The following is an 11,899-nucleotide window of genomic DNA, read 5'->3' on the forward strand; positions in this document are numbered from 1 at the left end:
GTATTATAATACTATACATGTAGGATATTAGTCATCATTCAATTAAGTTCCTAATGCTGTAAGATGCTGTTTTATCGCTTTAGCAACAGTATCGGCAATTCTTGGCCGGGGGTGTAGACGATTGTACAGCATAGTGCATAATCGCTGCAGTGCGTTGCTGTAACCGGGCGGCGCCTTCGAGTTACCCAGTTGATCCCCATCTTTATGGGACAAGTAAATTCCGCATTTCCGGTTCCTCAGTGTTTTGCTTACCAATTGCGGTAAAGAGATTCTCTATGGGCATTTCCAATGCACGAGCACTATGCAATGTAGACAACCTTACACGTTATCGCTCCTGATCTACCTTAAGGCTTTGTTACTCTCACTGAGATCGACGTCATTATCTACAGTTGTAACCACATCAATAAGCTTATGTAGACTGAATCAGGTTAATTAAGGTTGAGCAGAAAAGCGAGGACAGCCTTACGGCTACAGGATTTCAGGCACAAAAAAGACGTCCGTTGACGTCTATTGATGTTCCGATGGTGCCGAAGGCCGGACTCGAACCGGCACGTATTTCTACGGTTGATTTTGAATCAACTGCGTCTACCGATTTCGCCACTTCGGCACTGAAGGGGATGCGGAAACGTTGTGGATTATACCTGTCGCGCGCCGCCATGCAAGCGACGACGCGCTAAACCCGCGCTAAGTGCCCAAAAAACCAGCGCACTTCGTCACTCCAGCTCAGACACCGCCAGACGAATCACCCCCGCCGCCTTCTGCTCAGGCAGCGCCAGCACCTTCGCCCACATCTCCTGCACCATATCGCAGGAGAGCTTCTCTTTGCCCGCCGCCTTCTCCGGCATCTGCAGCAGTTGGATGTCCTCGCCGTACTTCTCGGCAAGTTCCTTCATAATCGGCCGCACATCCTCGACAGCCGCTTCACGCTCTGCCGGTGTCACGGTGTGGCGGTTTTTGCCGTAGGCCGCGCGCATCATGTCGGCGTCGGCCTGCATGCGCCGCGCCATCAGGTCTTTATCCAGCATGCGCATCGGGTTCACGCCGCCCTTCACCGTCGGGTAGAGGAAGCGGAAGCAGGCGTCGTCGCTCACCTTCTGGATGGCGGCGGTCTGCTCCATGTTGATGGTCATGTAGTTCACCACGTTGGCGTCCGGGGCGTTTTGCAGGCGCGTCATCTGCAAATGCAGGATCTGCGGCTGGATGGTGTCGATGATGTGCTGCTCCGGCTCGCCCGCTTTTTGCAGGGCGGCCATCTGGTCGAGGATGCGCTGGTGCAGCACAGGCTCCTGCTCCTTAATCACCTGCCAGGCGGGCATCGCGTTAAGGGCGTTATCCATCTGCTGTTCAGGAGCGCGCTGCCTGTCGAAGAACACCCAGAACGCCACGGCGGCGGCCGCGACAACAACAATGACCGTACTGATCCACGTTTTTTTCATCTCGCATCCTTATCCTTGCGTTATGCCGGTTTACACCGGCACGCCGCTGTGGAAGCGAAACTCGTTGTCCGGTGTCGAGATAAGTGTGGCTTCAATTTCGCCAAAAAGCTGTATGCGCGGTGAGATATCGTCGTCGCTCACCTGCTGGGCCAGCGTCAGGTAGTCCTGATAGTGGCGCGCTTCCGAGCGCAGCAGCGAGAGATAGAACTTCTGCAGGTCGTCGTCGAGGAACGGGGCCAGCGCGGCGAAGCGTTCGCAGGAGCGGGCTTCGATGTAGGCGCCGCAGATGAGCTTGTCGATCAGCGTCAGCGGTTCGTGGGTGCGCACTTCCTTTAGCATCCCTTTGGCGTAGCGGCTGGCGATGATTTTGACGTACGGAATGTCGCGGGCCAGCATCGCCTCGCGCACCTGCCAGAAGTGGTGCAGCTCCTCTTTAATCAGCAGCACCATGCTGTCGATGAGCGCCTGGCCCCACGGGTCGTCGGTTTTGGGCATCACGCTTTTGCCAATCTGCCTGTGCAGGGCGATGAAGTCCGGCTCCGGGCCGTCGCGGAAGGTGAACAGTTCGTAGGGTTTGAGCCAGTCGAGCAGCGCGTCAGCACCGCTTTCGTCGGCGACGTATTTACGCACCAGCAGCAGCGCGGTCTGGGCGGCCTTGAGCTCGCACACCATGTGGTCGGTGAGCAGCAGCGGCAGGTTCGCCGGGTCGCGGGCTTTATCAATCCATGCTTGCGGGGTCGGGCACTGGAGGAAGTTGAGTACGGGGGCGAGTATCTGCGGGTAATCCATGGTTCTGCCTTGAAAAAGCGGTGGCGCGCGCCACCGCCTGAAACGCTTAGTGACGCACGCCGTCGTCGTCTTCGTCGACGTAATCTTCGTCGTCGCCTTCTTCGCCGTCTTCACCGTTCGGATCTTCGAAGTAGGTTCCCCAGCCGTCGTATTCCACGTCAAACTTCTCGGCCAGGTTCATCAGCTGTTCTACCTGCGCGTCGATCAGCTCCGCCTTCAGCGCGCCTTCGCTCAGGATGTCGCAGCAGATGACGGTGTCGCCCTCTTCCACTTCCAGCTCTTCCGGCTCGGTCACTTCGTAACCCAGCTTAAAGGCTTCCACGGCCATTTTTTCCAGCGCGTCGAAATCATCCGCAGAGAAATGGTGCTCGATGGTATACAGCGCGTCCGGATCGCTACCGTCTTCCAGCAGCTCTTCAATAATCAGACGCGTCTCTTCGCGTTGCTCTTCCAGTAATTCCGGGTTTGCCATGGCTCAATCCTCTTTAAAGTGCGGCAGATACTTCTATTTTCACACACGGACGGGTTTGCCTCCACCTTTGTTGGAAAGATTTGTGAAACGGGGTTGCAAATGAATAATTACACATATAAAGTGAATTTTAATTCAATAAGTGGCGTTCGCCCTGCGAGGATAAAATGTCCGATTTATATAAGAAACACTTTCTGAAACTGCTCGACTTTACCCCTGCACAGTTCACTTCTCTGCTGACCCTTGCCGCACAGCTCAAAGTCGATAAAAAAAATGGCAAGGAAGTACAGAAGCTTACCGGTAAAAACATCGCGCTCATCTTCGAAAAAGACTCGACCCGTACACGTTGCTCTTTCGAAGTTGCCGCATTTGACCAGGGCGCGCGCGTCACCTATTTAGGGCCGAGCGGCAGCCAGATCGGGCATAAAGAGTCAATTAAGGACACCGCGCGCGTGCTCGGGCGGATGTACGACGGCATTCAGTATCGCGGCCACGGCCAGGAAGTGGTCGAAACGCTGGCGCAGTATGCGGGCGTGCCGGTGTGGAACGGACTCACTAACGAGTTCCACCCGACCCAGCTGCTGGCGGACCTGCTGACCATGCAGGAACACCTGCCGGGCAAGGCATTTAACGAGATGACGCTGGTCTACGCGGGCGACGCGCGCAACAACATGGGCAACTCGATGCTGGAAGCGGCGGCGCTGACCGGGCTGGATCTGCGCCTGGTGGCCCCGAAGGCCTGCTGGCCGGAAGAGAGCCTGGTGGCGGAGTGCAGCGCGCTGGCGGAGAAGCACGGCGGGAAAATCACCCTGACGGAAGACGTGGCGGCGGGCGTGAAGGGCGCGGACTTTATCTATACCGACGTCTGGGTGTCGATGGGCGAAGCCAAAGAGAAGTGGGCGGAGCGGATTGCGCTGCTGCGCGGGTATCAGGTGAACGCGCAGATGATGGCGCTGACCGGCAACCCGGACGTGAAGTTCCTGCACTGTCTGCCGGCGTTCCATGACGACCAGACCACGCTCGGCAAGCAGATGGCGAAAGAGTTCGATCTGCACGGCGGGATGGAGGTGACGGACGAGGTGTTTGAGTCGGCGGCGAGCATCGTGTTCGACCAGGCGGAAAACCGGATGCATACGATTAAGGCGGTGATGGTGGCGACGCTTGGGGAGTGATTGGGTCCTCTGCGCGCTGGTGCCCTCACCCCGGCCCTCTCCCACAGGGAGAGGGAGAACATCGACGCCATTTCATTGATTTTTCACCCCGAAAAAGGTACGTTTTCGCCTTAATTCCAGCGTGGACATGCCAGCATTATGCCGATTATTCAGTCTGTTGAACGTGCGTTGCAGATCCTCGACCTGTTCAACGAGCAGGCCACCGAGCTTAAGATCACCGACATCAGCAAACTGATGGGGCTGAGCAAGAGTACCCTCCACTCGCTGCTGAAAACCCTGCAGCTTCACGGCTATATCGATCAGAACCCGGAGAACGGTAAGTATCGCCTCGGCATGAAGCTGGTCGAGCGCGGCCATTTTGTCGTGGGCTCCATCGATATTCGGCAGAAGGCGAAAGGCTGGCTGACGGAGCTGTCCCGGCGGACCGGGCAGACCACCCATCTGGGGATCCTGGACGGGCGTGAAGGGGTCTATATCGAGAAGATTGAAGGCAAGCTGGCCGCCATCGCCTATTCGCGCATCGGCCGCCGTCTGCCGGTTCACGCCACCGCCATCGGCAAGGTGTTGATTGCGTGGCTGGGCGAGGCCGAGCTGAACGCCCTGCTGGAGGGCTATCAGTACACCACCTTTACGCCCGCGACCCTCGCCACTCGTGAAGCGTTAATGGCAGCCCTGGCGCAGACCCGCGAGCAGGGTTTTGCCCTGGACCGCGAAGAGAACGAGCAGGGCGTGCGCTGCGTGGCGGTGCCGGTGTGGAACCATGAATCCCGCATTATCGCCGCCCTGAGCCTGTCGACGCTGACCTCCCGCGTGGACGATGCCGAGCTGGCCCGCTTCCGCGAGCAGCTTCAGCAGGCCGGGCTTGAGCTCTCACGCGCGCTGGGCTATACCGGCTCGTAGGTGAAGTAGTCGAAGTCCGCGTGGCAGCCGTCGCCGCTGATGTCCTCGCAGTGCAGCCCCACAAACGCGCCGGTGAAGAAGCCGCGCCCGCCGATGTAGTCGTCCGACAGCTTCCACGCCTCATAGGTTACCGGCACGGTGTGCCACGTCTCGCCGTCGAACGAGTAGCTGTAGCGGTAGACCAGCGTATCCACGTCCACCCGCAGCCAGACGCTCTCCGCGCTCTCCGGCACCGGAATGGGCCGCTCGTGCAGCGGCCATGACGGCACGTTGTGGTCGAGTTGGATCACCTTGATGGTTCTCCCCTGCCCCTCCTCGTAGTCCACAAAGCAGTAGCTCCAGTTTTTGCTGTTGTAGTAGCAGGTCAGCCCCGCGCTCTGCTGGAAGTGGACCGGCGAGAACTGCATCCGCGTCTCGGCCCGGAAGGCGAAGTGCTGCCATCGGCGCGCCACGGTCGACTGGGTGAAGGTCGAGTTGAGCGAGTCGTTGCCGTAGAGCCGTAAGTAGCCCGGGCGCGCGCTGAGCGAGCCGAGGTTGTCGTCGAACGGTATGCGCAGGGTCTGCAATTCCGGATCAAGCGAACTGGCGTCGAAATCGTCCCGCCAGGTCGCCTGAACGGCTGCGGGCTGTTCCGCCACCTGCGGGCCTTTCACGGTCAGCTGCGCGTGCTTGCCGCCTTCCACATATGGCCAGCCGTCGCGCCATTCAATGCGGGCGATGCCGGTCTCGCGGCCCAGCGGGCAGTAGCCGCGCCCGCCGGAGGCCAGCAGCGGGACGCCGGGCAGGCGCAGCGGGCGGCTGGTGAGGTAGGCCATGTACCATTCCCCGGTGTGGGTTTGCAGCAGCGAGCCGTGGCCGCTCTTCTGCAGCGGGTTCTCCGGCAGGTGCCAGCTGGTCATCATCGTCACGTCCGGGTGCAGCTCGTACGGCCCGTCGATATTTTTTGAACGCAGCACCACGACGGCGTGCTCGTAGCTGGTCCCGCCCTCGGCGACCATCAGGTAGTACCATCCCGCGTGGCGGTACAGGTGCGCCCCTTCGGTGTAGCAAAGCGGCGTGCCGGTAAACAGGGTTTTGCGCTCGGGCGCGAGCGTGCCGGTCTGCGGGTCAAACGCCTGCAACACGATGGTGTTGTGCGGGTTGCTGTGGTGGCGCGGCCCCCACGGGCGGTAGAGGTAGTACTTGCGGCCATCGTCGTCGTGGAATAGGGACGGGTCGAACCCGCCGTTGCCCATCGGGATCGGCTCGCTCCACGGACCCTCGATGGAAGGCGCGGTGACGAGGAAGTTGCGGCCGTTTTTCCACGGCGAGTCGACAATCTTCACGTCGGTGTAGAGCAGCCAGAATTTACCGTCGGCGTAGCTCAGGCACGGCGCCCAGATGCCGCCGGAGTCCGGGTTGCCCTTCATGTCCAGCATCGACACGCGGTCCAGCGGGGTGCTGACCAGCGACCAGTTTTTCAGGTCGCGGGAGTGGTAGATGCGCACGCCCGGGAACCACTCGAAGGTCGAGGTGGCGATGTAGTAGTCCTCGCCCTGGCGGCACAGGGACGGGTCCGGGTTGAAGCCGGTCAGAATTGGGTTAGTGATTTCCATATTGCCTCCGGTTAATGGGATGCGGCTGTCGCGGCGTCGGGAACGGCCTCGCCCTGCGCCGCGCGGTGCTTGATCAGCTGCTGGCTGATGGCCTCCACGCGCGCGTCGGTGAGCTTGTAGAACGACAGCATGATGAACATGCCCGCGTAGAGCACCACCGGCACCACGCAGAACAGAATTTTGATGGTGGTGAGCACCTCGACCGGCTGCACGCTGCTGCTGGCGGAGTAGTTCACGTACGCCAGGATCCAGCCCACCACCGCCCCGCCAATCGCCAGGCCAATCTTCAGGCTGAACAGGTAGGTAGAGAACACCAGCCCGTCGAGGCGGCGCCCGCTGCGGCTCTCCTCGTAATCCACCACGTCGGAGGCCATCAGCCACTGCAGCGGCGTGGTGGTGTTAAAGACGAACAGGAACAGGATGTTGAGGGCGAAAATCAGCGCGATGTGCTCCGCCGGGGTGAAGAAAATCAGCAGGCTGATGAGCGAGTAGGCGACGATGATCCACTTGAAGGCGGTGACGCGGTCGAAGCGGCCCAGCAGGCGGGAGGAGCAGAGCGAGCCGAACATGGTGGCGAGGCTGCCGTAGAGTAAAAACTGCGTCGCCATCTCCGGGTGATCCATCACGTATTTCACGAAGTAGAGCGTCGCCCCGCCGCGCACCACGTTGGAGCAGGTCGCCATCATCTTGAACGCGCACATGATCCGCCACTGGCTATTGCCCAGCAGCAGCTTAAGGTCTTTCGCCACCGACGAGCCCGGCTGTACCTCAAAGGTGTAGCGCTCTTTGGTGGTGAAGAAGCAGACGTAGAGCAGCACCACGCCAACCAGCCCCAGCACGCACATGACGCCGAAATAGCCCACCTGCTCGTCCCCTTTGCCGATGATGCTCACCAGCGGCAGCGCGATGCCGCTGATGGCGAGCGAGCCCGCCGCCGCGAGGAAGAAGCGCCAGGACTGCAGGGCGTGGCGCTCTTTCGGGTCGGCGGTGATGACGCCCGGCATGGCGCAGTACGGCACGTTAACGAAGGTGTAGACCAGGGTCAGGAGAATGTAGGTCACGCAGGCGTAGATGATTTTGCCCTGCGCGGAGAAATCCGGCGTGTAGAAGGTCAGCACGCAGACGATGCCGAACGGGATGGCGCCCCACAGCAGGAACGGGCGGAACTGGCCGTGCCGCGTGCGGGTGCGGTCCACCAGCAGCCCCATCAGCGGGTCGGTCACGGCGTCGAGCACGCGGGAGACTAAAAACAGCGTGCCCATAATGCCCGCGGAGAGTCCAAACACGTCGGTGTAGAAATAGGCCAGCAGGAACATCGTGGCCTGCCAGACGAAGCCGCAGGCGGTGTCACCCAGCCCGTAGCCAATTTTGTCTTTCATGGTTAATTGCGTCATCAGAATTACACCCTTATGTAGTGTGCTGAATTACAACATCGTGTTAATGGAGTGTAATGAGCTGTTCAATTAACCAGCAATGGTCATATCTTATTTCCGAATTACGTTATTTTGCTTTTGTGACGCCGCCGATATATCTCAACTTATTGTTTATATTATTAAATAACAGAAAAGAAAAAGCCGTCCGCGGAATATTTCCCGCAGACGGTTTTATCTCAGAAAATAATTAGATGCCGAGCGCTTTTTTACCGGCGTTAATTACCTCAATGATTTTATCGGTGTCATAAATACAGCCTTTCCAGGTGCCGCCGCTCACCGACTGCAGTGCCGCCCACAGCCGGGTATCGTCCGGCAAAAAGTCGTGAGCGTGCAGGTCCGGGTGCGTCTGCCGCCCTGCCAGCTCTCGCGCACCCTCCTCCGGCGTCATCGGGTTGTCCGCGGTGCCGATAAAGTTCACGCTGCCCGTAAGGGTCAGGCGGTCCACGGCAATCTCGATGATATCGTTGTCGCGCAGCTTGCCAATCGGCCCGCCCGCCAACGCCTCCGGCGACACGTGGCCGAAGCAGGCGCCCGTCGATACCCCCGAGAAGCGCGCATCGGTGATTAACGACACCGTCTTGCCCCATGAGATATGCTTCAGCGCGGAGGTGAGCTGGTAGGTCTCTTCCATGCCGGTGCCGGACGGCCCGCCGCCGATCACCACCATAATATCGCCCTGCGCAATCTCTTCCCGCTTGATGGCCTTAATGGCCTGAGCTTCCGAGACAAACACCCGCACCCGGCCGGTGTGGCGGTAAACGCCATCGTCACCCACCACCGACGGGTCGATCGCCGTGGCCTTGATCACCGATCCTTCCGGCGCGATGTTGCCCGTCGGGAAGCAGACCGTCGAGGTCAGCCCTTTCGCTTTTGCCTTCTCCGGCGGGAGGATCACGTCGTCCGGCTCCACGCCGTCCTGCTCGCGCAGGCACTGGCGGAAGCGCGCCCGGCGCTCCGAGCTCTGCCACCAGTCGAGGTTCTCGCCCACCGTCTGGCCGGTCACGGTCATCGCGTCCAGATGCAGCAGGCCGAGATCGCGCAGGTGGAGCATCACCTCCGGCACGCCGCCCGCGAGGAACGCGCGCACGGTCGGGTGATAGTCCGGGCCGTTGGGCAGCACGCTGACCAGGCGCGGCACCCTGCGGTTGACGCGCGTCCAGTGTTCAACGTCCGGAATCGTGCAGCCCGCCGCGTGGGCGATGGCCGGAATGTGCAGCAGTAAATTCGTCGAGCCGCCGAACGCCGCGTGGATCACCATGGCGTTTTCGATGGCTTTATCGGTGAGGATATCGCGCGTGGTGATGCCGCGGTTGTCCAGCTCGCTCACCGCCCGCGCCGACTGGCGGGCGATCTCCAGCCACACCGCCTGACCGGACGGCGCCAGCGCGGAGTGCGGCAGCGCCAGCCCCAGCGCCTCCGCCACCACCTGCGAGGTGCCCGCCGTGCCGAGGAACTGGCAACCGCCGCCCGGCGACGCGCAGGCGCGACAGCCCAGCTCGGCGGCCTCCTGTAATGACAGCTCGTGGTTGGCAAAGCGCGCGCCGATGGTCTGCACCTTGCCCGCGTCTTCCCCCACGGTCGGCGGCAGCGTCGCCCCGCCCGGCACCAGAATGGTTGGCAGGTCGTGCATCGCGGCCAGGGCAATCATGGTGGCGGGCAGCCCTTTATCGCAGGTTGCGACGCCGATCACCGCCCGGCGCGTCGGCAGGGAGCGGATCAGACGGCGAAACACGATCGCCGCGTCGTTGCGGTACGGCAGGGAGTCGAACATGCCGTACGTGCCCTGCGAGCGCCCGTCGCACGGATCGCTGACGAAGGCGGCGAACGGAATCCCGCCGCTGCGGGCGATCTCCTTCGCCGCCGCCTGCATCTGCATGCCGATCTCCCAGTGTCCGGTGTGGTAGCCCAGCGCAACCGGACGTCCGTCGCCGGCGCGGATGCCGCCCTGGGTGCCGATGATCAGCACCTCTTTGCCGGTCAGCCTGTTGGCGTCCCAGCCCATCCCGGCGTTCTGCGTCATGCCGAACAGGTTGCCGCTGGGGGATTCCATCAGCATCTGCGGGGTCAGCGGCAGCGCGCCCTGCGGCCCCGCCGCGTGGGTCATCACCGCATAAAACGCGTCGTCCTGTGGGGTGAAAATTTTCTCAATGGTCATCGTTATCGTCCGGCTCAGCAGAGCTTGAGCTGTTGCAGCAGGGTTTTCAGCTGCGCCTTACGCGGCTCGTCCAGCGGCGAGGCGGGCGGCAGCACGTGCGTAGAAATCGGGCGACCGCAGAGCACGATCGCCTCCTTAATCACGTTCACAAACGGCGTATCCAGCTGATACATCTGCGGAATTTGCAGCAGGGTCTGATGATACCCGGCCGCCTTCGCCACGTCCCCGTCGCGCCAGGCTTTCAGAAGATTTACCGAGACCTGCGGGGCAAAGTTGCCGCTGGCCGAGATCGCCCCGTCGCCGCCGAGCAGCAGGGTATTAAAGAGGTGATCGTCGTAACCGCACAGCACGGTGAAGTGCGGATGGGCGCCTTTGACGGTATGGATCATGCTGCGCAGATGGGCGACGGAGTCGATGGTGTCTTTGATGCCGACGATGTTGCTGCGCGAGTCGGCGAGGGCTTTCACCAGCGCCGGGGTCAGATCCTGCCCGGTCAGCGCCGGGAAGTTATAGAGCATCACCGGCAGCGTGACGCTGTCCGCCACCTGCTCGAAATAGCGGATCAGGTTCGCTTCCGACACCTTCCAGTAGTAGGGGTTAATCACCACGATGCCGTCCGCACCCGCCTGCTGCGCGTGCTGGCTCAGTTCAATGGTTTCCCGCGCGTTGGTGCCGCCGGTGCCGATCAGCACCGGCACGCGACGATCGACGCGATCGATAGCAAAGCGGGCAATGGTTTTACGCTCTTCGGCGCCGAGCTGGGAGAACTCGCCGCCGCTGCCCAGGAAGAACAGGCCGTCAACGCCTGCCGCGATCAGACCGTCGATCAGCGCGGCGGTGCCCGGCTTATCAAGCTGGCCATCGGCGGTAAAAATGGTGGAGACAGGGGGAATGATTCCCGTGAACAACGCGGACTGCGGCATGTGATCTCCTTGCTGAATCATTTTGTTCTACATTATAGAACGGCGTTCATTAATTTAACGATCATACTATGACGCAGAAAAAGGAGAGGTAAATGGGAAGGGAAGAAGGAGTGCGGGAAATTTAAGCTGGATCACATATTAGAGGGTGCGGCCTGATGCCCTCACCCCGGCCCTCTCCCACGGGGAGAGGGTGTAAAAGTTCCCTCTCCCTGTGGGAGAGGGTTAGGGTGAGGGCAAATTACTCCACCAGCATTTTAACGACCACTTTCCTGACCTTAGCAGGCGCTCCCACCGCGCACAGCGGCTTGTGCACTTCGCCCGGGTAAAACACTACAAAATCCCCTTCGCTCAGCACCACGGTTTTCTCCTGCTCGCCTTCCGGCAGGAACGCGATGTCTTTGTCCGCCAGCCAGTCGGTGTCCGGCGTGCCGTGCGGCAGGGTGCTGAAGGTCATCCCCTCCTGACCCTTCATCACGATCTGGATGTCCAGATAGCGCGCGTGGTACTCGGCGCGGCGCTCGGCGAACGGCTGGGTCGTGTCTTCCGAGACCAGATAGAACAGGCTGTTGCCGTTGATGTCGTGCTTGCCGAGCGGCGTGGCGTCGGTGACGTGGGCTTTAACGTGCTCAATGGCCTGGCGCAGCGCGTCAGGCAGCCAGGACTGCAGATGGTGGATGTTGCCGATAATCATGAGAAACCCCTCGATGTAAAACAACGTTTCATTTTTGTCTTTTATACGAGAGTTAAGCCTGCCATACCAGCCCTTTTTCGATGAGGTTTGCGCCAGCGCATGTTTATCGGGAAAGGTGTTAACCCGCTGTTAATCCTGCCCGGGCAATTATGCAGGGGTTATGCATAACCTCATTTCGCGCGCGCTAGGGCGCTAACATAACCCGTTGAAATAAAGCGCTTAATCACAAAACCCGCTGCCGTATCACATTTTATGACTTTGATAATTTACGTTATAAACTCATAATTATTTATGGATTTTCCTTAAGTCAAAAATAGTTAATTGTCATTATTGCAT

11 protein-coding genes and 1 tRNA gene are annotated in these 11,899 nt (G+C 60.3%); 3 read left to right on the plus strand and 9 right to left on the minus strand.

The window, feature by feature from the left end; genetic code table 11:
• Positions 1 to 522: 522 nt before the first annotated feature.
• From UTO39_RS22075 to rraB, 4 genes are all read right to left on the minus strand, one after another.
• Positions 523 to 607: transfer RNA gene (locus UTO39_RS22075), tRNA-Leu, on the minus strand.
• 106 nt (positions 608 to 713) lie between these two features.
• Positions 714 to 1,436 (minus strand): topoisomerase II, encoded by a 723-nt coding sequence (locus UTO39_RS22080; RefSeq protein WP_320728099.1) that lies wholly within the window; start codon positions 1,434 to 1,436, stop codon positions 714 to 716.
• A 30-nt stretch (positions 1,437 to 1,466) separates the two neighbouring features.
• A complete protein-coding gene (gene miaE, locus UTO39_RS22085; RefSeq protein ID WP_320728100.1) occupies positions 1,467 to 2,225 on the minus strand; it encodes a tRNA isopentenyl-2-thiomethyl-A-37 hydroxylase MiaE in 759 nt (252 codons plus the stop codon).
• A 46-nt stretch (positions 2,226 to 2,271) separates the two neighbouring features.
• The gene (rraB, locus tag UTO39_RS22090; protein ID WP_008501374.1) at positions 2,272 to 2,697 is read right to left on the minus strand and encodes a ribonuclease E inhibitor RraB; all 426 of its coding nucleotides are present in this window, start codon (positions 2,695 to 2,697) and stop codon (positions 2,272 to 2,274) included.
• Positions 2,698 to 2,796: 99 nt separating this feature from the next.
• Between rraB and argL the strand changes: the two genes are divergently transcribed.
• The 3 genes from argL (at position 2,797) to xynR (ending at position 4,766) form a co-directional block, all read left to right on the plus strand.
• Positions 2,797 to 2,892, plus strand: coding sequence for a putative translational regulatory protein ArgL (argL, locus tag UTO39_RS22095; protein ID WP_320728101.1), 96 nt, complete (start codon positions 2,797 to 2,799; stop codon positions 2,890 to 2,892).
• Positions 2,862 to 3,866, plus strand: coding sequence for an ornithine carbamoyltransferase (argF, locus tag UTO39_RS22100; protein ID WP_320728102.1), 1,005 nt, complete (start codon positions 2,862 to 2,864; stop codon positions 3,864 to 3,866). The genes argL and argF overlap by 31 nt, the downstream gene beginning before the upstream one ends.
• A gap of 138 nt (positions 3,867 to 4,004) precedes the next feature.
• Positions 4,005 to 4,766: a DNA-binding transcriptional repressor XynR gene (gene xynR / locus UTO39_RS22105; protein ID WP_320728103.1), complete on the plus strand. Its 762-nt coding sequence runs from the start codon at positions 4,005 to 4,007 to the stop codon at positions 4,764 to 4,766.
• Here xynR and UTO39_RS22110 read toward each other — a convergent pair.
• From UTO39_RS22110 to UTO39_RS22130, 5 genes are all read right to left on the minus strand, one after another.
• Positions 4,751 to 6,361 carry a glycoside hydrolase family 43 protein gene (locus tag UTO39_RS22110; RefSeq protein WP_320728104.1) on the minus strand — a complete coding sequence of 537 codons (1,611 nt, stop codon included), beginning with the start codon at positions 6,359 to 6,361 and terminating at the stop codon, positions 4,751 to 4,753. The genes xynR and UTO39_RS22110 overlap by 16 nt on opposite strands.
• A gap of 11 nt (positions 6,362 to 6,372) precedes the next feature.
• A complete protein-coding gene (locus UTO39_RS22115; RefSeq protein ID WP_320728105.1) occupies positions 6,373 to 7,755 on the minus strand; it encodes an MFS transporter in 1,383 nt (460 codons plus the stop codon).
• A 226-nt stretch (positions 7,756 to 7,981) separates the two neighbouring features.
• On the minus strand, positions 7,982 to 9,949 hold the full coding sequence (yagF, locus tag UTO39_RS22120; RefSeq protein ID WP_320728106.1) for a xylonate dehydratase YagF: 1,968 nt from the start codon (positions 9,947 to 9,949) through the stop codon (positions 7,982 to 7,984).
• A 14-nt stretch (positions 9,950 to 9,963) separates the two neighbouring features.
• The gene (gene yagE / locus UTO39_RS22125; RefSeq protein ID WP_320728107.1) at positions 9,964 to 10,872 is read right to left on the minus strand and encodes a 2-keto-3-deoxygluconate aldolase; all 909 of its coding nucleotides are present in this window, start codon (positions 10,870 to 10,872) and stop codon (positions 9,964 to 9,966) included.
• Between the two features lie 238 nt (positions 10,873 to 11,110).
• Positions 11,111 to 11,563, minus strand: coding sequence for a YhcH/YjgK/YiaL family protein (locus tag UTO39_RS22130; protein ID WP_320728108.1), 453 nt, complete (start codon positions 11,561 to 11,563; stop codon positions 11,111 to 11,113).
• Positions 11,564 to 11,899 lie beyond the last annotated feature (336 nt).

This window comes from Enterobacter sp. 118C5 (assembly GCF_034107645.1).
GTDB lineage: Bacteria > Pseudomonadota > Gammaproteobacteria > Enterobacterales > Enterobacteriaceae > Enterobacter > Enterobacter nematophilus.